This window comes from Bacillus sp. GB_SG_008 (assembly GCF_052038115.1).
GTDB classification, from domain to species: Bacteria; Bacillota; Bacilli; order Bacillales; family Bacillaceae_G; genus Bacillus_A; species Bacillus_A rhizoplanae.
Genome location: NZ_JBPZSK010000004.1, coordinates 310,354 through 334,125 on the forward strand (window position 1 = coordinate 310,354; position 23,772 = coordinate 334,125).

General features: G+C 35.0%; 30 protein-coding genes and 2 pseudogenes. 11 read left to right on the plus strand and 21 right to left on the minus strand.

Going from position 1 to position 23,772, the window contains the following annotated elements:
• Window positions 1–164: 164 nt before the first annotated feature.
• Complete coding sequence (locus tag ACTDJC_RS13020; protein ID WP_253631120.1) at window positions 165–656, minus strand: hypothetical protein; 492 nt, start codon at window positions 654–656, stop codon at window positions 165–167.
• A 172-nt stretch (window positions 657–828) separates the two neighbouring features.
• Window positions 829–1,305, minus strand: a complete 477-nt coding sequence (locus tag ACTDJC_RS13025; RefSeq protein ID WP_098310824.1) for a glutathione peroxidase — start codon at window positions 1,303–1,305, stop codon at window positions 829–831.
• 208 nt (window positions 1,306–1,513) lie between these two features.
• Between ACTDJC_RS13025 and ACTDJC_RS13030 the strand changes: the two genes are divergently transcribed.
• Together ACTDJC_RS13030 and ACTDJC_RS13035 are read left to right on the plus strand one after the other, a co-directional pair.
• The gene (locus tag ACTDJC_RS13030; protein WP_440603630.1) at window positions 1,514–1,735 is read left to right on the plus strand and encodes a DUF3925 family protein; all 222 of its coding nucleotides are present in this window, start codon (window positions 1,514–1,516) and stop codon (window positions 1,733–1,735) included.
• 88 nt (window positions 1,736–1,823) lie between these two features.
• Entirely contained in the window at window positions 1,824–2,795 is a 972-nt protein-coding gene (locus ACTDJC_RS13035; RefSeq protein WP_440603631.1) for an MBL fold metallo-hydrolase, read from the plus strand.
• A 175-nt stretch (window positions 2,796–2,970) separates the two neighbouring features.
• On the opposite strand, the gene ACTDJC_RS13040 is transcribed toward ACTDJC_RS13035, so the two are convergent.
• From ACTDJC_RS13040 to ACTDJC_RS13055, 4 genes are all read right to left on the minus strand, one after another.
• Window positions 2,971–4,140 (minus strand): DEAD/DEAH box helicase, encoded by a 1,170-nt coding sequence (locus ACTDJC_RS13040; protein ID WP_440603632.1) that lies wholly within the window; start codon window positions 4,138–4,140, stop codon window positions 2,971–2,973.
• 13 nt (window positions 4,141–4,153) lie between these two features.
• Entirely contained in the window at window positions 4,154–4,687 is a 534-nt protein-coding gene (locus ACTDJC_RS13045) for a hypothetical protein (RefSeq protein WP_440603633.1), read from the minus strand.
• 90 nt (window positions 4,688–4,777) lie between these two features.
• The gene (locus ACTDJC_RS13050; protein ID WP_440603738.1) at window positions 4,778–6,466 is read right to left on the minus strand and encodes a formate--tetrahydrofolate ligase; all 1,689 of its coding nucleotides are present in this window, start codon (window positions 6,464–6,466) and stop codon (window positions 4,778–4,780) included.
• Window positions 6,467–6,547: 81 nt separating this feature from the next.
• Window positions 6,548–7,228: a class I SAM-dependent methyltransferase gene (locus ACTDJC_RS13055; protein WP_440603634.1), complete on the minus strand. Its 681-nt coding sequence runs from the start codon at window positions 7,226–7,228 to the stop codon at window positions 6,548–6,550.
• Window positions 7,229–7,437: 209 nt separating this feature from the next.
• On the opposite strand from ACTDJC_RS13055, the gene ACTDJC_RS13060 reads away from it, so the two are divergent.
• Entirely contained in the window at window positions 7,438–7,776 is a 339-nt protein-coding gene (locus ACTDJC_RS13060; protein ID WP_098310832.1) for a permease, read from the plus strand.
• Between the two features lie 218 nt (window positions 7,777–7,994).
• On the opposite strand, the gene ACTDJC_RS13065 is transcribed toward ACTDJC_RS13060, so the two are convergent.
• From ACTDJC_RS13065 to ytfJ, 4 genes are all read right to left on the minus strand, one after another.
• Window positions 7,995–8,204 (minus strand): hypothetical protein, encoded by a 210-nt coding sequence (locus ACTDJC_RS13065; RefSeq protein ID WP_141525095.1) that lies wholly within the window; start codon window positions 8,202–8,204, stop codon window positions 7,995–7,997.
• 72 nt (window positions 8,205–8,276) lie between these two features.
• The gene (locus ACTDJC_RS13070) at window positions 8,277–8,597 is read right to left on the minus strand and encodes a hypothetical protein (protein WP_098310834.1); all 321 of its coding nucleotides are present in this window, start codon (window positions 8,595–8,597) and stop codon (window positions 8,277–8,279) included.
• 52 nt (window positions 8,598–8,649) lie between these two features.
• On the minus strand, window positions 8,650–9,426 hold the full coding sequence (locus ACTDJC_RS13075; RefSeq protein WP_253629356.1) for an oxalate:formate antiporter: 777 nt from the start codon (window positions 9,424–9,426) through the stop codon (window positions 8,650–8,652).
• A 161-nt stretch (window positions 9,427–9,587) separates the two neighbouring features.
• On the minus strand, window positions 9,588–10,013 hold the full coding sequence (gene ytfJ / locus ACTDJC_RS13080) for a GerW family sporulation protein (RefSeq protein WP_440603635.1): 426 nt from the start codon (window positions 10,011–10,013) through the stop codon (window positions 9,588–9,590).
• A 135-nt stretch (window positions 10,014–10,148) separates the two neighbouring features.
• On the opposite strand from ytfJ, the gene ACTDJC_RS13085 reads away from it, so the two are divergent.
• Window positions 10,149–10,934 carry a GNAT family N-acetyltransferase gene (locus ACTDJC_RS13085; protein ID WP_440603636.1) on the plus strand — a complete coding sequence of 262 codons (786 nt, stop codon included), beginning with the start codon at window positions 10,149–10,151 and terminating at the stop codon, window positions 10,932–10,934.
• Window positions 10,935–10,999: 65 nt separating this feature from the next.
• Here ACTDJC_RS13085 and ACTDJC_RS13090 read toward each other — a convergent pair whose 3' ends face one another.
• From ACTDJC_RS13090 to ACTDJC_RS13115, 6 genes are all read right to left on the minus strand, one after another.
• Window positions 11,000–11,308: an antibiotic biosynthesis monooxygenase family protein gene (locus ACTDJC_RS13090; protein WP_440603637.1), complete on the minus strand. Its 309-nt coding sequence runs from the start codon at window positions 11,306–11,308 to the stop codon at window positions 11,000–11,002.
• 11 nt (window positions 11,309–11,319) lie between these two features.
• Entirely contained in the window at window positions 11,320–11,871 is a 552-nt protein-coding gene (locus tag ACTDJC_RS13095; protein WP_255258173.1) for a GNAT family N-acetyltransferase, read from the minus strand.
• A 99-nt stretch (window positions 11,872–11,970) separates the two neighbouring features.
• The gene (locus tag ACTDJC_RS13100) at window positions 11,971–12,414 is read right to left on the minus strand and encodes an N-acetyltransferase family protein (protein ID WP_440603638.1); all 444 of its coding nucleotides are present in this window, start codon (window positions 12,412–12,414) and stop codon (window positions 11,971–11,973) included.
• 22 nt (window positions 12,415–12,436) lie between these two features.
• On the minus strand, window positions 12,437–12,922 hold the full coding sequence (locus tag ACTDJC_RS13105) for a GNAT family N-acetyltransferase (RefSeq protein ID WP_098310841.1): 486 nt from the start codon (window positions 12,920–12,922) through the stop codon (window positions 12,437–12,439).
• Window positions 12,919–13,506 (minus strand): 2'-5' RNA ligase family protein, encoded by a 588-nt coding sequence (locus ACTDJC_RS13110; protein ID WP_098310842.1) that lies wholly within the window; start codon window positions 13,504–13,506, stop codon window positions 12,919–12,921. Before ACTDJC_RS13110 ends, ACTDJC_RS13105 begins: the two co-directional genes overlap by 4 nt.
• A complete protein-coding gene (locus ACTDJC_RS13115; RefSeq protein WP_098310843.1) occupies window positions 13,476–14,042 on the minus strand; it encodes a GNAT family N-acetyltransferase in 567 nt (188 codons plus the stop codon). The genes ACTDJC_RS13110 and ACTDJC_RS13115 overlap by 31 nt, the downstream gene beginning before the upstream one ends.
• Before the next feature lie 231 nt (window positions 14,043–14,273).
• On the opposite strand from ACTDJC_RS13115, the gene ACTDJC_RS13120 reads away from it, so the two are divergent.
• Together ACTDJC_RS13120 and ACTDJC_RS13125 are read left to right on the plus strand one after the other, a co-directional pair.
• On the plus strand, window positions 14,274–14,648 hold the full coding sequence (locus tag ACTDJC_RS13120; protein ID WP_098310844.1) for a hypothetical protein: 375 nt from the start codon (window positions 14,274–14,276) through the stop codon (window positions 14,646–14,648).
• 26 nt (window positions 14,649–14,674) lie between these two features.
• A pseudogene (locus tag ACTDJC_RS13125) lies at window positions 14,675–14,878 on the plus strand (GNAT family N-acetyltransferase); the annotation flags it as partial.
• 295 nt (window positions 14,879–15,173) lie between these two features.
• Here the strand turns inward: ACTDJC_RS13125 and ACTDJC_RS13130 are convergent.
• Window positions 15,174–15,605 carry a GNAT family N-acetyltransferase gene (locus tag ACTDJC_RS13130; RefSeq protein WP_440603639.1) on the minus strand — a complete coding sequence of 144 codons (432 nt, stop codon included), beginning with the start codon at window positions 15,603–15,605 and terminating at the stop codon, window positions 15,174–15,176.
• A gap of 129 nt (window positions 15,606–15,734) precedes the next feature.
• On the opposite strand from ACTDJC_RS13130, the gene pdxR reads away from it, so the two are divergent.
• Window positions 15,735–17,129 (plus strand): MocR-like pyridoxine biosynthesis transcription factor PdxR, encoded by a 1,395-nt coding sequence (pdxR, locus tag ACTDJC_RS13135; protein ID WP_440603640.1) that lies wholly within the window; start codon window positions 15,735–15,737, stop codon window positions 17,127–17,129.
• Between the two features lie 131 nt (window positions 17,130–17,260).
• On the opposite strand, the gene ACTDJC_RS13140 is transcribed toward pdxR, so the two are convergent.
• From ACTDJC_RS13140 to ACTDJC_RS13150, 3 genes are all read right to left on the minus strand, one after another.
• Window positions 17,261–19,003 (minus strand): SulP family inorganic anion transporter, encoded by a 1,743-nt coding sequence (locus ACTDJC_RS13140; protein WP_440603641.1) that lies wholly within the window; start codon window positions 19,001–19,003, stop codon window positions 17,261–17,263.
• A gap of 70 nt (window positions 19,004–19,073) precedes the next feature.
• Window positions 19,074–19,514 carry a DNA mismatch repair protein gene (locus ACTDJC_RS13145; protein WP_440603642.1) on the minus strand — a complete coding sequence of 147 codons (441 nt, stop codon included), beginning with the start codon at window positions 19,512–19,514 and terminating at the stop codon, window positions 19,074–19,076.
• Window positions 19,504–19,869 (minus strand): ArsR/SmtB family transcription factor, encoded by a 366-nt coding sequence (locus ACTDJC_RS13150; protein WP_429709958.1) that lies wholly within the window; start codon window positions 19,867–19,869, stop codon window positions 19,504–19,506. Before ACTDJC_RS13150 ends, ACTDJC_RS13145 begins: the two co-directional genes overlap by 11 nt.
• 369 nt (window positions 19,870–20,238) lie before the next feature.
• Here ACTDJC_RS13150 and ACTDJC_RS13155 point away from each other — a divergent pair.
• The 3 genes and pseudogenes from ACTDJC_RS13155 to ACTDJC_RS13165 form a co-directional block, all read left to right on the plus strand.
• Window positions 20,239–20,331 (plus strand): annotated as a pseudogene (locus tag ACTDJC_RS13155) (nitrate reductase); the annotation flags it as partial.
• Between the two features lie 36 nt (window positions 20,332–20,367).
• The gene (locus tag ACTDJC_RS13160) at window positions 20,368–20,790 is read left to right on the plus strand and encodes a GNAT family N-acetyltransferase (protein ID WP_440603643.1); all 423 of its coding nucleotides are present in this window, start codon (window positions 20,368–20,370) and stop codon (window positions 20,788–20,790) included.
• A gap of 16 nt (window positions 20,791–20,806) precedes the next feature.
• Window positions 20,807–21,679 (plus strand): GNAT family N-acetyltransferase, encoded by an 873-nt coding sequence (locus ACTDJC_RS13165; RefSeq protein ID WP_440603644.1) that lies wholly within the window; start codon window positions 20,807–20,809, stop codon window positions 21,677–21,679.
• 58 nt (window positions 21,680–21,737) lie between these two features.
• Here the strand turns inward: ACTDJC_RS13165 and alr are convergent, their stop codons facing one another.
• Window positions 21,738–22,913 (minus strand): alanine racemase, encoded by a 1,176-nt coding sequence (alr, locus tag ACTDJC_RS13170; protein ID WP_440603645.1) that lies wholly within the window; start codon window positions 22,911–22,913, stop codon window positions 21,738–21,740.
• Between the two features lie 166 nt (window positions 22,914–23,079).
• Here alr and ACTDJC_RS13175 point away from each other — a divergent pair, with 166 nt between their 5' ends.
• Window positions 23,080–23,541 (plus strand): DinB family protein, encoded by a 462-nt coding sequence (locus ACTDJC_RS13175; protein ID WP_098310854.1) that lies wholly within the window; start codon window positions 23,080–23,082, stop codon window positions 23,539–23,541.
• The last annotated feature ends 231 nt before the right edge of the window (window positions 23,542–23,772 follow it).

Genomic DNA, 23,772 nt, shown 5'->3' on the forward strand with positions numbered 1-23,772 from the left:
ACAAAAAAGAAGCTCTTCTATTAGAGCCTCTATTTTACCATAATTCCTTCAATTTTCCCTTCTAACTGTTAACATCCTTATGGAAAATCGCTATGAACATTTAAAACGAATGGTTTATCATTTAATTTATTCTTTGTTTCTTGCGCCTTCGGTGTTTCTGCATGTCAGTTTTTCTTTGCTTCTATTTTTTCCGTTGCTTTTTCGGCTTTATCTAAAGATTCTCCAATCTCCTTCTGCTTTTCTCTTACTTGATCAACACTATCTACCGCATTAATGGCTTTATCAATACCTTTCTCATCTATTTCCTTTCTCTTTTCATCTCTCGCTTTTTCTTTTTTCTCTATATCTTTTGCCTTCTGCAACATTTCTTCAGCATTTGATTTTACAGCTTTTTCAAGTGTAGCATCTTTTTTCATATATATTACTTGATTCGCATTTTCAATTGTTTGTTTATAATCTCCATCTTTTAATGCAGTGGCACCCTGTTCCATCCATTTTGCAACTTTCATATAAGTTTTTGTTTCAGCTGTAGACTTTTCTTGATTGGCTTTTTCAAACCACATAATTGCATCACTATACTTCTCATCTTTTAATGCTTTCATGCCTGCTTCAACGTGTGCATCATAATTACTCGTACTGCAACCAGCTAACATCATAAATAAACATCCTATACTAAAAATAAATTTTCTCAAACTATTTCCCCCTACATCCTTATACTACTATATTATTTTCGAATGCTCCTATTATCAATGAAAATTCTTCTCTGTTATCTATGTTTTAAAAGGTAGCTAACAAAAAAAGAGGCTCTTCTATATCGGCCTCTTTTCTCTATATTTCCTTTTCGATCTCCATTTCTAGCTGTTCTGGTTTCGTCTTAGGTGCAAAACGCTTCACTACCTCGCCGTCACGCCCCACTAAAAATTTCGTAAAATTCCACTTTACCGCTTTCATCCCTAATAGCCCTGGCGCTTGCTCTGTTAAATAGTGAAATAACGGATGCGTGTTATTCCCTTTTACATCTATTTTTGCGAACATCGGAAACGTCACACCATAATTCAGTTCACAAAAACTCGTAATTTCATCTTCTGTTCCTGGCTCTTGACCTCCAAATTGATTGCATGGGAATCCGAGTATTTCAAAACCTTGCTCCTTATATTTTTCATACAAAGCTTGCAAGCCTTTATATTGTGGTGTAAAACCACATTTACTGGCAACATTCACAATTAATACTACTTTTCCTTCATAATCACGTAATGACTTTTCTTCTCCTGTTATTGTTTTTGCAGAAAAATCATAAATTGTCATGTCCTTTTCACTCCTATCATGTAACTCTTGCTCTCATCATAAGACGCTTTTTCTTTATTGTCTAATGTGAACGCTTTATTTTTGTTCAAAAAGTTGTCACAACTAACTAGACATTTTGCTTGGAAAGTTTTACAATAAAAATGTGAACAAAATGTGACATTTTATCTTCTAAATTGTGACATTTTCAATTCCATTATTACAAATAAGGATGGTGTTGATAATGAAAACTACACAAGGTGAAAAGCTTTCTAATCGCGAATTTTATTTCGTACTATACATGATGATGTTATTTGTCTTAGGATGGTTTATGGATGTTAACGGTATTTTCTTAAGCAAATACTTTACACTAGCAGGAATGATTACTGTTCCAGCAATTGGTGGTCTTGTCGGATACTTTATTATGTCTCTCAGTAAACAACAAAATAACTAAACATATTACATAAAGGCAGAAAACGATGTTTCGTTTTCTGCCTATTCTTTTATAATAAAAGAATAGTAGATTACAAGGAGTGATAAGTTTGAAAAAAGTAGAGAAAATATCTTCACAGTTATATATCATCGACGATCACGACTTACAACATGAACAACGTACAGGTACATATGTCTTACTTGGTGATGAAATTACTATAATTGAAACGTGCGCCGCACCTTCTCTTCCTTATCTTTTAGATGGATTAAAACAATTAAATATACATCTTGTTGATATTAAAAATATTATTGTCACACATGTTCATCTTGACCATGCTGGTGCTGCTGGCTTAATGATGGAGAAATGCCCCAACGCAACGTTATTCGTTCATTCTCGAGGCGCTCGTCACATGGTTGATCCGACTAAACTCATTCAAGGTGCAAAAGCTGTTTACGGAGATTCATTTGATAAACTTTTTCACCCCATTTTGCCTATTCCAGAAGAACGCGTTCACATCGTACAAGATGGTGAAACACTGCAAATCGCAGAAAATCGAACGCTTACATTCTATGATACACCTGGCCATGCAAAGCATCATATTAGCATTCATGATTCCTTAACAAATGGTATATTTACAGGTGATACGATTGGTATTTATTACCGTCAATTAGCTGAACTAGGTGTTGAACTTTATTTACCAACAACATCTCCTACGCAGTTTCAACCTGAAGCTATGTTAGCTTCAAAAGATCTCATTCGAAATATGAATGTTGATTACATTTATTTCGGTCATTATGGCGCCTCTTCCCATGTTTCTGAAATCTGCACTCAGCTAGAACATTGGCTTCATATATTTGTTGAAGCCGGCAAGCAAATATTTGAAAAAGGACAAGACTTTGAAAAAGCAAGCCATCAACTGTCCAATCTCTTGCTGGAAAAAGTGTCATCGCACCTTACAAAAAAAGGCGTCCTAGCAACACATTCTATTTATGATTTGTTGAAACTTGATATGGAAATTAGTGCGATGGGAATTATTGATTATTTGATGAAACAGGAACAATCAGAAACAACTATAAAGTAAAACTCTCATCATTATTTTTCATTTCCGCTGATGATTACAATTTTAAAATTTTCATTAGAGGTGTCTTACATTGGCTATTCAGGACAAAACCTCTTCCTAACCACTAATCAGTCTACACCTAAATGATAATGAACAAGACGCGGCTACATAATATTCGTAGCCGCGTCTTTTTTATTTATCTAGGTTTCTTCTTCCCATTAAATGCAGGTTTCTTTTTCTTTGGAGCCTTCGGTTTCGATTCAACAAAGGATCCTTTAAACATTTCTTGCTTATTGAACTGAATACCTAACTTCTTCGCAAATTGAAGTAACTTCTTCTCTTCTTGCGGTGTTACAAGCGAAACAACTGTCCCCTCTTTACCCATACGTCCTGTACGCCCTGAACGGTGAATATATTGATCGAGTGTATCTGGTAATTCTAAATGAATAACATGTGTTAAATCATCAATATCTAATCCGCGTGCCGCAATATCTGTCGCTAATAAAATTTCCACTTTTCCTTGACGGAATGCGCGCATCGTTGCTTCACGTTCTTGTTTGTTTGCTTCTGCATGAAGAGCTGCTGCTTTCATCTTACGGAATTTCAATTTTTCAGCAATTTCATCTAACCGAAATGGATCATTTAAGAAGGCAACTGCTTTTACATCACCAGTATGCATAATTTTACGGATAAAATCATTTTTTTCACGACGTTCACAAACGATATACGTATGCTCAACAAGACTCTTCGTTTCCGTACGTTTTACGCGAATCAATTGCGGTTCAACTGCAAAATCACGTGCTACTTCTTCTGCATCTTTTGTCATTGTTGCAGAGAAGAATACTACTTGACGATCACGCATTGTCGATTTAACTACATCGGATACAGCATCTATCATCTTTTGTTTAACAATTTGATCAAACTCATCAAATACAATTGTTTTCACTTCATGCATTTTCAATTTCTTCATGCGAATTAGTTCTAAAATGCGTCCAGGTGATCCAACGATCACTCGTGGATGTTTCTTTAACTTCTCTACTTGGCGCTTAATATCCGCACCGCCAATTAAAGATGCACCTGAAATATCAGTTCCTGCCGTAAACTTTTGCACTTCTTCATGAATTTGCATCACAAGTTCACGCGTCGGTGCTAAGATTACTACTTGAGGTTGTTTCACTTCAGGGTTAATCTTATGTAAAAGTGGCAATAAATACGCTAATGTTTTACCTGTCCCAGTTGGAGATTCAGCAATAACATCTTGTCCTTCTAGAATAGTTGGAACAGCTTGCTTTTGGATTTCAGTAAACTCTTTAAAACCAGCCTTCTCCCAAGCTTGTTGCAAAAATGGTTGCATATCTTTTATCATTTCTTTTTCTCCTTTATCTATATTTTTGAAGAAATTGTTGTATTATTCGCATCGTTTCTATCATATGAGAAATAACAGCTATTAAATCATCAACATGGTCTTCTGTAATCGCTTTTTGAAATAAAATTTCTACCTTATTATGATATGAAATCGCTTGCTTATTATATTCGTATGAAATTTGCTGCGTAATCATTCGTTCTTTTCCCCATATGGATTGTAGCAACGCTTCAATTTCTTGACAATCTTTTTCTGGATGCTTCAAAGAAAATGCAAAGAAAAGCTTCATTTCACAGCCAGGCACAAAATACGGTACCTCTAATATCTCACCTGATAAATTTTTTGCATCAACTGATAATAAAAATGTTGCTTCTACTAGTGACTCTATATATTCTTTCAGTTGAAACGAAATGGTATATGTACGACTAAACGATGCTAGATCCATTATATCTTTTCGGTCAGTTACAATGATGTCACCATGTAAATCAAAATCATATACAGCTCCTTCAACAATAACTTTTAAATTTTCAAAAGCAGTTGGATCAAACATATATTCCTCCAAAAAACAAGCGCCTTTCCATCGAAAGGCGCTGCGTGATGTACGTATAGTTTACCGATAAAAGAGAAGAAATACAACCTTTTAGAATAAACCTACTGCTTTTCCATCTTCATTTACGTCCATTTGAAGAGCAGCTGGTTTCTTTGGAAGTCCTGGCATTGTTAACATTGTTCCTGTTAACGCTACGATAAATCCAGCACCAATAGATGGTTTTAACTCACGAATTGTTACAACAAAATCAGATGGACGTCCTAATTTTGTCGCATCGTCAGAAAGAGAGTACTGTGTTTTTGCCATACAAATTGGCAGGTTGCCCCATCCTTCTCCCGCAAATTGCGTTAATTGCTTGCGAGCTTTTGGCGCAAATTCAATATCTTTTGCACCGTATACTTTTTGAGCAATTGTACGAATTTTTTCTTCTAATGGAAGTTCTAAATCATATAAAGGTGCGTATTTATTTTCACCTTTTTCAATTACTTTTAATACCTTCTCTGCTAGGTCAACACCGCCTTGACCACCTTTTTCCCATACTTCTGTTAATGATACTTCGTAACCGCGCTCACCGCACCAATTTTGTAAGTACTCTACTTCAGCATCTGTATCTGTAATAAATTTGTTGATTGCAATAACAAACGGAACACCAAATTCTTGAATAGTTTCAACGTGTTTTTGTAAGTTTTCCATACCTTTTGCTAACGCATCAACATTTTCTTCTTTTAACTCATCTTTCGCTACGCCGCCATGCATTTTAAGAGCACGAATTGTCGCAACAATGACAACTGCTTCTGGTTTAATACCTGCTGCACGCGCTTTAATGTCTAAGAATTTTTCAGCACCTAAATCTGCACCAAAACCAGATTCCGTAATTACATAATCACCAAGTTTAGCTGCCATTGTCGTTGCGATTACACTGTTACAACCGTGTGCGATGTTGGCAAATGGCCCACCGTGAATAATTGCCGGTGTATTTTCTAACGTTTGTACTAAGTTTGGCTTTAATGCATCTTTTAATAGAAGTGTTAATGCACCTTCTACACCTAAATCTTTTACTGTTACAGGCTCATTATCCATATTGTAGGCTACAACAATACGAGCTAAACGTACTTTTAAGTCTTGTACATCTGTCGCTAGACAGAATACAGCCATAATTTCAGATGCAACTGTAATATCAAAACCATCTTCACGCGGTACACCTTGTACTGGTCCACCTAGGCCGATTACAACGTTGCGAAGCGCACGGTCATTTAAATCTACACAGCGCTTCCATACAATTTTACGTGTATCGATGCGAAGGTCATTTCCTTGTTGAATATGGTTATCGATAAATGCTGCAAGTGCATTATTTGCAGTTGTAATCGCATGAATATCGCCTGTAAAGTGAAGGTTAATGTCTTCCATTGGTACGACTTGCGAGTAACCACCGCCCGCTGCACCACCTTTTAATCCCATAGTTGGTCCAAGAGATGGTTCACGAAGTGCAATAACTGCTTTTTTACCAATTTTATTAAAAGCTTGCCCTAAACCAACTGTTACAGTTGATTTCCCTTCCCCTGCTGGAGTAGGGTTAATCGCTGTAACTAAAACAATTTTTCCATCTTCTTTTTCTTGTAAGCGCTTAAAAATATCAAGAGACAACTTCCCTTTATAATGGCCGTATGGCTCTAATTCTTCTTCTAAAATGTTTAATTCTGATGCAATCTCTTGGATTCTCTTCATGCTTGCTTCTTGTGCAATTTCAATATCAGATTTTACTGTAGTAGTTGCTGTCATATTCCCTAGTCCCCCTTTAATTGTTTCTGAAAATATTGTATCAGTTTTTTGTATTTTCTGCACTTATAATCCTCCTATAAGTTACTTCTTTTGAAACATAAATACCCACATAAATGTTAAAGCTTGCTGCAATTCAAGCGGAAGTTGTCCAATCATCTTTTCGTTTACACCACGCTTATATACGCCCATTCCATCTATCAAATTGAATCCTTGTTCCTGTGCAAGCTTTTGAAATTCCCACGGCATCATCGTATTACAAATGACATCTTTTCCATATAGACGTGGATAGCTATTTTCACGTGGTTTTGCTGTTGGTCCTAAAATGGCAATACATGCAAAACCTTCTGGCGCTAATACTCGCTTTATTTCTTGCAGGGCTTGAAGTGGCGCTTCCGTCCATTCTAATGAATTTACTGCTAAAACTGATGCAAACTCCTCATCTTGAAACGGTAATGAAGTAAGATCTCCTACTATAAACGCTAAATTAGGACTCTCACCGCGCTCTTTTCCTTTTTCAATCATTTGCTCTGATAAATCAATACCACATGCTTTGTAACCTGCTTTATTTAATTTGTATGTTCCATATCCATCTCCGCACCCTACATCAAGAACAGTTGCCCCGTTTCGTATGTATTTTTGGAAAAATGGAATAATTGCACTACGGCTGCCACTATCCCACATTTCTTGACTATTTTGATTCCAAAAATCAGCATTATTATCCCATTTCTGCTGCGCTGCTTCATGCCAATTAAATTTTGTCATTATTGTCCCACCTTTACATTTTTCATCTATCTAAAAGTCATTCTACATCATTTTACATTATTCCTGTTTATTCTTAAGGAGAGATGGATAACATAGCAACGGGCAATCACTTTCTCCATTTTTATTTGTTTGGATATAAATAACAGACATGTTTTTTTTCTTTATAAAAAATACTAAACATACCCTAAATCGAAAGAGAGGGCTATTCATTGCCAAAAAAACGAACGCATCATTTAAAAAGCGGAGAAAAACAAGAAGAATATGCGGTAGAAATTACCCCTCAGCGTCTTCCAATTAGGCGTCGTCGTAAAGAAATCCATAAAGAAGAAGACAGAACAGACATTGGTACAATTGTTGGGTACATCGCATTATTTATCTCTTTATTTTCAATTGCTTTCTATCCTATTACATTTGGATCTCTTTCCATCTTAATTGGGCTTCTCGCTGTTCGTTATGAAGCAAAAACACTTGGATATACAGCTATTGGCTTTGGAGGATTTTCTCTGCTTTTCAGTTTATTATATCCTCTCTTCTTATCAGCCTTTTAAAAGGCGCTTTCTTATAAAGTGAAAATTCCATCAGTGGAAGACTTCATCCCCCACTGATGGTTAGTTAAACCAATCAGGCGCATACCAACAGTTATTCCCGACCTATCTTCTTCGTTTTGGGGTGAGGGGTCTTACTGCCCAAAAGTAGCGGAATAAAGAACTAAAATGCAAAATGCATCCATTCAACAATGGATGCATTTGTTGTATCCCTTTGCTTATTAACGAAATAACATCACATAACCGCAACCACTGCAATGATAAGCAGTAATTTCTTGAAACACAGGATAGTTCTCCTCATCTCGCTGTTCAATAAATACTTTTTCAAAGCGATACATATTCGGCGCATACGCCCAGTCTTGTTTTGTACGTGCATATAAGGTGGAAGAAAAAAATTCTTCTCCTCCGCAAACCATACAAGTCTTTTTCAAAATAATCTCCTCCCCAAGCCTGTCTTACCATAACTATATGAGAGAGAATATAAAAAAAAGACCTTCTAAACATTAGAAAGTCTTTTCAGAGGAAAAGAGGAACATCCCCAATATTCCAATGGCACTATACGTCTTCTTTTTTCCTGTTTCTGTTTGAAAGGTTTGTTCTATTTTCATAAAGAATACGCCGTTTCGAACATCACTACCAACAAACTCCAGTTTCTCTTCTTTATTATCTTTTTGCTGTGTACAACTAAAACTCACTTCATTACACACAATTGAATATTCATCTGCTAAATGTTTTTGAAAGTCCGCTTCCTTCGGACAAGTTAATAATAAAATTGCTACAAATATAATACTACTAATGCTTATTATTGTGAAAGTCTTCCCCATTTTATCTCCTTTCCAAAAAGAAAGAAAACTTGACTTCTATCGTCAAGTTCCCTTAGTCCATTATCCATTGCCACTCTTGTTCTTTCTTATCAAAGATAAGCCATCCTGTTTCAGAAGCTTCGCTTTTCAAATCTTCTAAACTGTCTAAAACTTCATTTGTACTTTCATACGAACCGATAACATAAACAGGAATCTCTAAGCCACGTCTTGATTCTAATTTTCCTGCTAAGTCCAAATATAAGCCATCTTCCATAAATGGCAGAAGTTTGAGAATGACCTCTTTTGAAATCGCTGGATAAATTTTTGATTTTTGAAAGAATGCGAATCGTTTTTTTCCAAATGAGCCAAGCTTATAAGGAATCACCTTACTAAGCATTCCGACAAAGTCCGGCATTCTTCGGTAATATACCTTATTGTACCAGCCATCATCATGAGAAAGATAAACGAATCTATTTTTCAAAAGTGGGAAAAAAGCCTTCCCGAGTGGTTCCTTTTTGTGTGCCAAATAGAGTAATTCTGCAATTTCTTTTGGCTCCAATTCATCCAAGTCATTCACATCATCAAAATCAACCCAGCAAAATTCTTCAAACTCATCCACATCTGCCGCAATTAATTTATGTATGTTCTCTTCTTCTGCATATTCAAATAAAGTATGATAATGAAGATCAGTCCATTCAAAACTATGCTTTAAAAGCAGGACTTGATGAAGCGGCGAAGGAATATTGCTTGCAAATTCCTCAAACGTAATTCCAGATGTGATAAAACAATGATTGCGACGATTACCATTAATATAAATCATATTCTTGATTTGGTCAGATCCTCCAGACAAAGCACCTAGCCACCTTCGTTTTATATGTTTCAATACTATAGGATATTTTATCACGAAAATTTTTAGAAACATAGAAAAAACTATAAAAACTATTTACATTTTTATGAGTTTTATTACATCACTATTACAAGAAAAAATGCCTGCTTATAAACAGGCATTTTTCATGCAATTTCATCTGGATTTTGTGGATAATGAGAGCTATCCTGTTTTTTATTATTTTGAAAGATCGACTGAATCTTATCAATTGTTTGCGGCGCAAGTTCGATTATCTTCTCTGCCAAGTGCGTTGCATTTTGCAAATGAAGAATATTTACACCATCCTTATTCACAACAAGAAAGGCCACCGGTGTAATAGAAACTCCCCCCGCACTACCACCACCAAATGCGGGATGACTTTGTGGCTTTTGCACATCATTTGTGGAAAAATCTGATCCACCTGCACCAAAACCAAATGCTACTTTTGAAACCGTTAAAACAACACCGCCATCTGCTGTTTGAACAGGTTCACCAACAATTGTATTCACGTCAACCATTTCTTTTAAATTTTCCATAGCTGCTTTCATCAGCCCTTGAATTGGATGATCCACCGTTCATAACCTCCTTTTTCATATCCTTCCTAGTTTTTCCTAAACATTGTGAACTAAACATAAAATTTTTTATTGATTTCCAAAATTATAAGTACTAATATTTAGAAAATACAAACAAAAGGAGATTCAGCAAAAATGAATCGAAAACTAACCGAACAAGACCATGAACAAGTACTTTCTTTTTTAAAGAAAGAAGCTGCATTCAACCTATTCTTAATTGGTGATATTGAGGCATTTGGATATGATCAAGATTTTCAAGAACTATGGGGACAGTTTACGATAGAAAATGAATTACAAGCTGTTCTATTGAGATTCCACGATTCCTTTATTGCCTATGCTGAGGCTTCATTCCAGCCAGAAGCATTTATTGATCAATTTACTAACCATAACTACATTAAACTCTCTGGAAAATCAGAGGTCGTAGAACAGTTTGAAAATCTCGATAACCTAAACCTTGGTAAAAAACTTCAGACATACTTTTGTGAATGTACAACCGAGAAACAGTTAGTAAAAGATATAAACAAAGAAAACATAAAAATGGCAACGGTTGAAGATGTGGATCGTATTATACATTTACGAAAACAAATTACAGAATTTAAGATAGCAGACAGCGCAGGTAAACTCCTTCGCCAAGCAATTGAAACAAACACCGGACGGACATATTATATAGAAGAAAACGGAAAAATTATCGCGTGCGCGTCCACATCTGCAGAAAATTCATTATCTGCTATGGTTGTAGGTGTATGTACACACTCAAATCACCGCGGAAAAGGGTATGCTTCTCAAATCATAAGTAAAATGATTCAAGATTTTATCGCCGAAGGAAGAACACTTTGTTTATTTTACAGCAACCCTGCTGCTGGACGGATTTATAAACGATTAGGCTTTAAGGATATTGGAACTTGGACAATGTATCGCTAAAGTGAAACTGCCATCAGTACAGGATATCTCATTTCTCCTCTGATGGCAGTCACATTTTATTACAATTAAACTTTCTTCTCTCCCGATTTCACATGTTGAAAATGCTCTACAATCGGAAATGGTTCATAAAAATGATGCAATCTCTTTTTCCATTCTTCATACTCACTTGATTTTCGAAACCCTTCCGTATGATCTTCTAACGTCTCCCAGTTCACTAACAAAAGATATTTCCCTTTGGTTTCTATACATTTATGAAGCGTATGACCTTGGTAACCTTTCATAGAAGAAATAATGCTAGAAGCCTCTTGGAAAGCATTTTCAAATTCATTTTCCATTCCAAGCTTCACTCGGAGCATTGCTGCCTCTAATATCATCATCTCATCTCCTAACTTATTATTACATCTCGACCCCATTCTTCTCGTAACAAGCCCATTATCACTGTATCGTAGTATTTTCCATTTACATATACATCTTCACGGAGAACACCCTCCACTTGAAACCCGCACTTTTCATATGAACGAATTGCCCTTTCATTTCCACTCCATGTATCCAGTTGAATTTTTCTCATATTTAAGTTTAAAAATAAATATTTTACAAGTGTTTGTATAGCGTCTGTTCCAAACCCTTTTCCCCAATATTCTTTATCCCCTATCGTTAAGCCAATTACCGCCTTATGTGTCACCGCATCTACATCTCTATAGTCTGCTATTCCGATATACTTTCCCTCTAACGTGTAAACAGCAAACACACATTCATCTTTTTTATTTAAATTCCATACTTGTTCAAAAAAATGGTCTAACTGTTCCATTGAAACATTTGTATAAAATGGTGAATTTCCTGTCGCCCAGTAACTTACTTCATCATCATTGCGCCATTTATAAAGAGAGTTCATATTTTCCTTTGTAATAGCTCGTAATTCTACTAAATTCCCCTTCAATACATATATCCTCCTCAAATATAATCCTTTATCCCCATTCAAATGCTTTCCTATCATTATTTTTAGATTTAAAAGTGTGATTCCATATTTCTTTCAAAATTACATACTCTCACGTTTTAAACTCATAACACTTTGCCTCTCAACGAATCCCATTTCTTTATACAACTCTTTCACAAAATTCCCTGCAAATACGTTCAAACGAATTTCTGAGTAGCCTAGCTTATAGAGTTCATCAACTGCTGCTCTCATAAGTTGGCGTGAAAGACCTTTTCCACGATAAGAAGGCAACACATACAATTCATAAATGAAACCTAGTTCTTCTCCAGAAAAATAGTCCTTATTGCTTCCAATCAATATCCATCCATTTAAAATATCCTTCTGTTTTATAACAAGATAAAATGCTCCTTTTTCTAAAAGCGGCACCGTAATCTCTAGTACTTTCTCTTGGCTAAATTGACTCGTTTTCATAGTCCCTTCATATAAAGACTCGGCCGCATGAGCTAAAATTTTTTCCGTATCTCTTTCAGTTGCTCTTTGGATCATAAGAACCTCTTTCCCCCTCCTATTAAACATGTAATACCATTCTTAATGTTTTCAGCATATATCCATCAAAGTCTTCTTCAAACGCATCTACCACTGCAAATCCTTTTGCAGTATAAAATGCTTTTCCTGTTTTATTCTCTGATTCTACGTTAATATATATCTTCTTGACACCTTCTAATGTTGTAATTCCTTTATGTAATAACGCTGTTCCCATACCACTTCCTTGGTATTCAGGCAATAAGTAAATCGCCCCTAACTCCGTTTCACATTGATACTTTATCGGTGAAAAATTTGCAAATCCAACAACTTTCCCGTCTACTTCTCCTACAAATAAGTGTGAATGTTGTAAGCGGTGGCTCATCATGTCATGAGAATAAGCATGCTGTAAAAACTTCTCTTGTGCCGGTATTGGAATAATGTCTTTATATGTATCGTTCCAAGAAATCTTGGCCACATGTTGTACGGCTGGAATATCTTCTTCTTTCATTTCACGGATGACAAAATTCATAAAGACTCCCCCAATCTATAATCTGCTAATGTGTTACACTTCACACACATTCCACCTTCATATACAACTTGGATTAACTTGATACGATTTATTACCGCTCGCATCACTTCAAAGCTCTCACATACATGTTGAAAAGCTTGTCCTAACTGTATTTCGGTTAGTCTACTTGCCACTGTACAATGCGGAACCCATTTATCTGGTACATAATAGGAATCTGTATTATCTTGAAAAAAACTAAAATATTTATGATAGTTTGTATGAAACTGTTTTAGATTTTCTGTTATCGTCGGGGCATAAAAGACCGTTCCATTTACAGGGAAACTTCCTATATGAGAAAATTCACTTTCAATAGTATTCGTACGCTTTGAAAACTGATGCAGCTCTTGCTTGAATATTTCGATATCAAGCTGTTTATAATCTGCTAATGTAATATGTGGTTCCATTCCTTCAATGTTGTTTATATAAGATGACAAATCACTTAATTCATCCCACTTCTTTTTTATATATGTTGCAAATAGTTCATCAAACGTTACAATAACTGCGTACAAGCTGCTCATCTCCTCGCTATTTTCATTTCTTCCCATTCCTCACGGATCATCCCCATCCGAATCGAATCGTAATATTCTCCGTTATAATAACGGCATTTTCTCATTCTTCCTTCTAATTGCATGCCAAGCTTCTCAGCAACTTTCATCATGCGGCTATTTCCTGACCATGTTGTCAAACCGACCCTTCCAATCGTCATATGTTGGAATAGAAAGTCAATGTACATACGTAAAGCTTCTGTACCATAACCTCCATTCCAATATGTTGGATTGTAAATGGTAATTCCAATCTCTAACCAACGTGAAGGCTCATGCTCCCAGTAATACGTTACGATTCCTATGATTTCACCATCTTTTTCAATAAGAAACCTTGAATATGGATCTTTCATTAATTTAGAACATAGACCTTCTTGAAAAGAAGTAAACTCTTGTCTAACAAATGGAAAATACGGTGCATCCCATTTTTTCCACTCTGGATTCTCTTCTTTATAAACTTCTTGCCATAGCGGATACAAATCCGCTTTTTCTATCGTTCGAATAACTACTTTTTCACCTTTTAAATAAGTTTGTTCCATAGAATCCTCCTATATATGCTTTCTCATCTTTCAATTACTATGTATCAATACACTATAAGTTTTACTAGCAAAGATAGTACGAAATCACTCTTCTCTATTTCTAAATGAACTAGAGAAACATTATATTTATTTACTAGTTTTATTTATTATAATGTTTTTTCTGAAAAATCAAAACAAACAATCGATTATTTTGTATAATATTGTAAAAATATGTTTTTTTAGGGTAATTTTATGCTAAGGAAGATATCTCACATTCTCTTTCAATTACTAGCTATTTTTATAGCTATACTCTGTTTAATCAATGCTCCGTTTTTATTCATCAATATGAAAGAAAACAGCATTTCATTTGAACCATTTCAATTTATAAATCATGTAGGCGGCACATTAAAGGAACTATCCTTATTACAATCTCTTTCATTCGAACAAATATCTCTGAGCGGTACAAGAACACTCCCTTTATTTCCAACTGTATTTGAACCTTATACATACTCATTTGCTATTTTATTTGCAGCTTTCTTTCTCGCCTTATTTATTGCAACAGTTATTTTGTACGTATATTTCTTATCTTCGAAACAACTAAAAGATAAGATTGAAGTTGGTTTTTAAAAAATGTTGAACCGACTGATGGACAACACTTTTACACTTTAATTTATACAAAAAATAATGTCCCTATAGGAGAAATTAGCTTTGGTAGATATGACATAAATACAAAAACTACAGAATTTAATATCAAAATTGAATACAAACATCGTGGAAATGGATATACAAAAGAAGCAATGTGTTTATTGTTAGAATATTACTTTGAGGATTTTAACGGAGAAATTATGATAGATTGAATTGCAAAAACCAACATTTCTGGCCAAAGGGTTTTACAAAATTTGGATTCCTTCACATAGCAACGACAGATGATGCTTACGTAGTACAAATGAAAAAAGAAGACTTTAAAATCATAAAACAAACTCTTTGTATAAAGTGAAACTTCAATCAGTGGGGGTTTTCTTCATCCTCCACTAATCGAGCTTTTACGAGCAGTTATCCCCATCTATCTTCTTCGCCTCTCTCTCAATCTTGAGGTGGGGTCTTACTGCCCGTTAATGTGGGATAAAGTAAAGCAGAAGACTATCCTCTGCTTTATTTTATTTCCTTATGAAATGAATAACTCACCTTTTCATACCCTTCGCGTTCATAAAAACGGTGCGCATCTTTTCTTGGAAACGCCGAAGTTAATACGACACAAGTACAATTATTTTCTTTGCCCCACCCCTCAATATACGACAGCAGTGTCTCTCCATATCCTTTTGAACGATGTGCCTCTGCTGTAACAAGATCATATATAAAGACATGTTTCTTATTATAAAAATTTGTACAAATTGCTGTTCCTGCTAAACTCACTACTTCTCCTTCACTATTATACAAAGCAAATAGGCGATAATTTTCTTCTTTCATTCTTTCCAAAAGAGACTGTGCTTCTTCTTGAGAAAGTGTAGGCCGCAACTGCTGTAATACTGGTAACACCTTACAAAATTCTTGCTTTGTTTTTACCTCTTGCACACATGTATTCATATTCTTTCCCTCCAATTATTTATAAAAAATTCAAAATGTTTTATGATTGTTATTATAAAAAGCACATGCCCCTTTTGTAAGTGGCAGTTTTATTCTTTTTTATAGGGACAGTTTGAAAGGAAGATGACAATGGAACTTATCATCCCATTAGATTCAGAAAGTAAGATACCGCTTTACATACAAATTTATAACTATATAAAACAAGAAATCTTACAAGGAAGTATTGAGGTTGGTAGTCGTCTGCCATCTCACCGCAATTTATCTTTGCAGCTTGGTGTAAGTCGTAATACAGTTGAATATGCATATCAGCAATTAATAGCTGAAGGGTATGTAGAAAGTAAACAAAAAAGAGGTTTATTTGTTGCTGATGCAGATTACGATATGATCCAGACAACAAACAATAAAAATATTGCATATAAAGAGAAACCTGTTCAGGAAAATTTACGTTATGATTTCAGTCATGGGAGCATTGATATAGACTCCTTCCCGTTGTCTACTTGGAAAAAGATAACGAGTAATTGTCTCCTAGAATATGAGAATGACTTATTTACAAAAGAAGACTCACAAGGTGAATGGCAGCTTCGCTATGAAATCTCTCGCTATCTCTATCAAGCGCGTGGTGTCCACTCTACTCCAGAACAAATTATCATCGGAGCAGGTACACAGCCTCTTCTTTGGTTACTTTTGCAATTGCTTGGGAATGAGTATAGATATGCAATGGAAAATCCAGGGTTTCATCGCGTAAGAGCTGTCATGCAAAGTTGCGGCTTGCATATACAGCCGGTTTTTTTAGATGAAAAAGGGATTCATATTTCCTCTTTATATAAAAGCGATGCTAATGTCGTATATGTAACACCTTCTCATCAATTTCCATACGGGATGATTATGCCTCTTTCTCGCCGAATGGAGCTGCTAAAATGGGCAAGTGAAAATGATAGCTATATTATAGAAGATGATTATGACGGTGAATTTCGTTACACAGGAAAACCTATCCCTTCCTTACAAGGATTAGATACAAATGGACGTGTCATTTATATGGGAACATTTTCTAAGTCATTTTTGCCTTCACTCCGAATGAGTTATATGGTTCTTCCACAAACTTTGCTAAAAACTTATCAACATGATGGTACCATCTTCAAGCAAACCGTCTCAAAAATACAACAGCTCACATTTGCAACATTTATGAGAGAAGGTTATTGGAATCGACACTTGAATCGAATTCGCACTATATACAAAAAGAAACATCATTTACTAGTACATACAATTCAACAAGAAATGGGCCCTCTCGTCGATATCATAGGTTCCCAGTCTGGACTTCATATTGTATTACATGTTCATAACGGAATGAATGAACATGAGCTTATCGATAGGGCAGCTGAAAATGGAGTCAAAGTATATCCTCTTTCTCTATATGATGCAGAAAATGCTTTACAGAAGGAATCTTACGTATTGATGGGGTTTGGAGGGTTATCAGCAAACGACATTCTCTGTGCTATACAATTATTAAAGAAAGCTTGGTTTTAGGTAACATAAGCAACAAAAAAAGTGCTGTAAACGATATATTTTATCTGTTTATAGCACTTTTTCATTTCTTATTATCTTAATCCTACAGGATAAAAGGGCCTTGTTTTCTTGCATATCCTGACATATCTTTTTTAATAATCTAATGCATTCACTGGTTGAGATTGATGAGAAAGTTGGGTACATTCATGAAAAGCAAAATGTTTACAACCTATACATTTTTGTGTATCCAAATGTTCTAAAGCATAAGTGATAGCTTCCCCTGTATGTTCAAAAAAGTTCTTTTCTCCAATTTCAGCATACAATCCGTTTTTATCTAAAGTTGCTTTTAACTCAGCTTGGATTCCTGAAACAAGAAGTACTCCACCTTGTTTTTTAAAGTGATGAACAATATTCCTAAAATAGGATTCTCCTGTTGTATCAATAAAAGGAACTTTTCCCATACGTAAAATTAAAACTTTTGGTTTATAATGAATAGTTGCTAAAATGTTTTGTTCAAACGTTTGAGCAGCTCCAAAGAATAACGGACCTTCTATTGTATAAATACTAATTTGCGGACAGTCATGCGTTTTATTCACCACATGTGGCAGCAATTTTTCGTTCTTTCTTGTATGATCAGGAAGCACTTTAGATATAACAAGCATGTTACTCATACGTTTTGTAAATAAAATAATAGCTAGAATAAGACCGATTTCTACAGCTGTTGTCAAACTAGTAAATACAGTAAACAAAAATGTTACAAGTAATACAAGAGAATCTCCTGTTTTCATTTTAAGGATGTGAGCAAAATGTTTTTGTTCACTCATATTCCAAGCTACTACCATTAAAACGGGGGCCATACTAGCAAGCGGAATATGTGAAGCAGATGGAGCTAACAGTAGAAGCGTTAATAAGACAAGCACCCCATGAATAATACCTGACATCGGAGAAGTAGCTCCACTCCTAATATTAGTTGCTGTCCGGGCAATCGCTCCAGTTGCCGGAATTCCTCCGAATAAGGGTGTAACAATATTAGCAATTCCTTGACCGATAAGCTCTTTGTTACTGTTGTGCTTACTATTTGTCATACCATCTGCCACGACAGCCGATAAAAGAGATTCAATACTACCCAACATGGCAATAACAAATGCAGGACCAATTAACTGTTTTATACGCTCCAATGTGATTTCTGGAATATGGAACTGAGGAAGTGTACTCGGAATCGCACCATATGCTGTACCAATCGTAGGTACATGACCCGAGAAAAATACCGTTGCAATTACAGTTGAAATAACAATACCTACTAATGAACCAGGAACTTTTGGTAAAATTTTTGGTGTTATCAATATCACAAAAAGGCAAATCAAAGCAGTTATAATACTATAAAAATTAATGGTATCAATATGAATAAAGATTTCTTTCAAATTTGCTATAAATTCCTCATGCTTTTTTATACCTGTCAGCCCCAAAAAGCCAGCAATTTGTCCCGTAAAAATAGTAACAGCAATACCTGATGTAAAACCAACTGTTACAGGACGTGGAATAAACTTAATTAAAGATCCCAGTTTAAAAATCCCCATAAGGCATAAGATAATTCCAGCTAATAACCCCGCCAGTAGTAAATTTTCATAGCCATAAGTAATTACAATGCCTAAAAGAATCGGAACAAAAGCACCTGTCGGTCCTCCAATTTGATACTTCGAACCACCAAATAACGAAGTAAGAATCCCAGCAATACACGTTGTATAAATCCCGTACTCTGGTTTCACCCCAGAAGCGATAGCAAAAGACATAGCAAGTGGAATCGCAACAACTGCGACAATTGTTCCTGAAAGAAGATCCTTTTGAAAATGTCTCAATGAGTATCCTTCAAATCTTCCCGTAAATAACCCTTTCATACAAACCCTTCTTTTCTATTCTTAATAAATTTGAATTGCAAACTTTATATTTTTCTAAGAGAATATCAACTTAATATTTACTATACGTTTTGTTCAAACGGCATTCTAGCTTACCTATATCCCCGCCTTCTTGCACGTAGGTTTTCAACCTTTCGGCTAGAAGTTCTCCAACTCGACTATCTAACTTCTGCGTATCTATAAGTGCTGTAATCGATACCTTCTCTGGCGTCATATCTCTACGAAACATCTGGCCTGGAATTTCGCTCCAAAAACGATTCCATTCATCCAGTAATCCTATTTGATCAAATAAAAAACTTTGAATCCCACATAACCAAGCTGTACAGGCTGTATTCCTTTCTTGGCATCCAACTCCATCTTGTAAATGTTGGCATGAAAAACAACAAGAATTCCCACTTTTAATACAAACATTGCAAACGTGATGAGCTCCTATCAAACGAAATATTTCAATTCCGTGTTGGATAATAACTTCTTTCTTAACCTCAATACTCAACCTGTGCCTCCTTGGCTATCGTTTCACCGTCTGTTTCATCTAGTTCTTCTAACATTGAAATCGTATCAATTAAATGGTTATTAAAAATTTTCCGTGCAACTTCCAATAAATTCATAATCATTGGATCTCGAAGAGAATATAAAACTCGTTTTCCATCTTTGGTACCAACAACAATATTTTTTGCACGTAATACACTTAACTGTTGAGAAACCGCGGAACCTTCCTTATTAAGAATGCTTTGAATTTCATTTACACTTTTTTCTCCCTCTGACAGCAATTCGAGAATTCGAATTCGCAAGGGATGTGATAAGGCTTTAAAAAAATCAGCCTTAAATTGTTGCATTTCCCCACCCATTAAAACACCTCCATTACTTAATGTTAATTTTAAATAACCTAGAAGTATCATATACATCTTCAAATGTTTGAATATGTATATGATACTTCTAGAGTTTACAATTTTCAATACAAATCTTGAAACGTTAACAAAAAATCAAAAAAAGTGCTGTAAACGATGTTTTTCATCTGTTTACAACACCTTTTTTGATTCTGCTCCCTTACTTATCCGCCTAAAATATCCCTATTTTACCTATAAATATTATATAATTATTTTGTTCGAATTTTTCGAAAAGGAGTCCATATGCGTTATGATGCTACAAACAATGTTTTCTTCTCCTATCTTACAGATAGAAGAATTACATCCTGGTTACGAAAACCATGCAAGCAATGCAGAGAACCATATCGATATTTATATCGTTTACTGTCTGTCCAAGGAAGTGTAGACCTAGACGAGTGGATAAAACACCCATCTTTCTTTTAATTATCAAACAACACAATATAAAAAGGAGAATACAATATGCAAATCCAAAACAAATGGAGTCAAGAGGACAGCGATTATATTAGAAAACAATTAATCGCATTCAATCATTCACAAGTTTCAGGTAGTGAGAAATCACTTGTTAAAGATATCAATTTAACACTAAAAAACGCTAATGAAGAAATAGTAGCTGGCTTAACAGGGGTCATATTTTGGCAATGCTTACACGTCAATATTTTATGGGTCAGTGATAGTCTGCGCCATAAAGGCTATGGCAGTAAACTCCTATTAGAAGCCGAACGAATAGCGAAAGAAAACGATTGTAATCTTATTAAACTTGATACATTTAGCTTTCAAGCACCGGAATTTTACAAAAAACATGGCTATGAAGTATATGGTGTTATAGAAGACTTCCCGAAAGGACATACACACTATTACTTACAAAAAAGATTAATAGTATGAAATGGGGTGTGATTCGTTGACTATTAAGAAAAAATATATATTAACCTCAGAAGACATACAGCAAATAATCGATTTAGCAACATACTGTGAACGTAACGATGGACTGGAGTATAAACCTTCTTTATATGTAGATGTGCTCCAAACAAGAAATAAAAATCAGGTGAATGATTTTCTTTATTACCAAGACGACAAATTAGTTGGTTTTGTAGGTATGTATGAATTTGAAAGGCCTACTAAACTTGAATTAATAGGAATGGTCCATCCTTCATTTCGAAGACAAAAAATATGTAGTAACCTTCTAAATGCAGCTTTTGACGAAATAAAAAATCGCAACATCAATGAACTATTATTCATTGTAAATGCCGCTTCTACAAGTGGAAACGCCTTTGCTAAATCTTTTGGATTACAAATTTTGTTTAGTGAATACTCTATGCGATTTAAACGAGATTCAACATCTTTTATAAATATAAAAAATACAATTCACCTTGTACCAGCTACTACTGAGGAATTGCCGAATATCGCTAAAATTGCAAGTAAAGCATTTAACGATTCCTTACAAGATAATATAACATGGTTACATAAGACAATATCAGCACCTAACCGTCAGCTTTATATGGCTCTTTTCAATCAGGAAGTAGTAGGAACGATAACCGTTTCTCATGAAGAAGAGGTCACATCTATCTCTGGCTTTGCTGTAGATCCTTCTTATCAAGGAAGAGGAATTGGAACAAACATGTTACAAACTACTGTACAGCGATTATTAAAAGAAGGAAAAAGAAACATTACACTAGAGGTAGAGACAAAAAATGAGAATGCTTTGCAACTTTATAAGCACTGTGGTTTTGAAATTACTGCGAGCTATCATTACTATGATTTAATTAACAAATAGTCCGGAAGTAACCGTTTTCATTTACATAAAAAAGAAGAATGCATAACATTCTTCTTTTTTACTTTCTTCTTAATGGATTTACAATACCAACGATTTTACCATCTTCTTTGTATACACGTGGAATTCTTCGATCTAACATACACGTTACTTCATAGTTAATTGTCCCTAACGAATCAGCAATCTCTTCTACTGTAATCTCTTCATTACCTTGCTTACCATAGAAGACAACCTCATCTCCAACATGTACAGGCATCGCTTTTGTTACATCAAGCATAAGTTGATCCATACAAACACGACCGATAATAGGTACTCTCACGCCATTGATTAACGCATATCCTTTACTTGATAATTGACGGCTAAATCCATCTGCATACCCGATTGGAATCGTAGCAATCCACTCATCACCTGTTGCAACATACGTATTTCCGTAACTTACGCCTCTTCCTTTTTTCGCGTGTTTCACATGAGCTACTTTTGACTTTAACGTTAAAATTGATTGAAGTGAAACTGCTTTATGGTCCACTTCTTTTGAAGGATACATTCCATATACCCCTATCCCGACACGAACCATGTTTTGAAATTCGTTATCTAACTCCATTGTTCCTGCGCTATTGGAACTATGAATAAGCGGCAAATGAATCCCCATACTTTTTGCAGTATTTACAGCCTTCCCAAATAAATCTTTTTGCATCAACGTATATGTTTTATCTACTTCATCAGCAGTCGAGTAATGTGTAAACATTCCTTCTACTTTCACATGTTTCATTTCTTTCAATTTCTGTAGAAATGGTACCACTTCTTCTTCTTGTAAGCCAATTCTACTCATACCTGTATCAATTTTAATTTGAATACGTGCCTTCTTTTGAACACGTTCCGCTATGCGGTCAATATTTATTAAATCTTCAGTCCGATATACCGTAATCATAATATCGTATTCAATTGCATCTGCTACAGCTTCTTCCGGCGTATAACCTAAAATTAAAATTGGTGCAGTAATTCCTGCTTCACGGAGCTCAATTCCCTCATCTATAAAAGCAACTGCAAAATGACTTACTCCAGCTTCAATCGCTGCTTTTGCAATTTCAATCGCACCATGCCCGTATCCATTTGCCTTTACTGCTGCCATCATTGCAATATTTTCATCGTTTACACGTTTTTTAAATTCTCTTACATTATGTTTTACAGCATCTAAATTAATTTCAACAATTGTATTTCTTCCATATCTTGAAATCATTATTCTAACTCCTAACTCAATAATTCCATTCTATTTATCGTTCAATAGGACCTTTAACAATATAATACTTTTCATTTTTTTCGTCAAACTACAAGAATCTTCAGAATTTTGAATATGATAAAATACTCTTAAGACACTATTATAAACGGATGTGAGGAGAAATACAATGTTTGTTCAAGCCACGCTACACCAATTAAAATTTGGGATTGATTCTACAATACAGATGTTAGAACAATTTACTTACGATGAATTACAACATCGCCCTATCAAAAACAAGCGATCCCTCTTTGAAATTTATACACATTTATCTCTTATTTGTTATGCCGATCTTCTTATTTTAAATGAAGCATCAAAAGAAGAACTAAATAAATTTTACTCACAACATACACCTCATACACTTGCAGAAGTTCAACAGACAATGAAAGAAGGTTTTCAACTTCTTGCTAAAACATTTCAAGCATACTCCATAGCAGAGCTTGAAGAAATCACACATTCCTACTGGGGCGTTTCTTATTCTCGTTTTGAATGGTTACTTGAAATTGTTGCTCATTTTTATCATCATCGCGGACAGCTACATACTTTATTGACAGAACATGTGAAAGACCCATTAATTCCTTTATTCGAATGAAAACAAACTGCATTTGCATTTCAACAAAAAACAGCAGCCAATCATGTTCATACAAGTAGCTGCTGTTGATAAAGTGAAACTTCCATCAGTGTTTTTTTCATCCCCCACCTATCTTCTTCGCTTCTCTCTCAATCCTGAGCTCGTTAATGCGAGATAAAGTACAACTATCATTTGTCTTCAGGAAATAGAAAAGGAACGGTTTTCCGTCCCTTTCTATTGCTCTTATTTCTC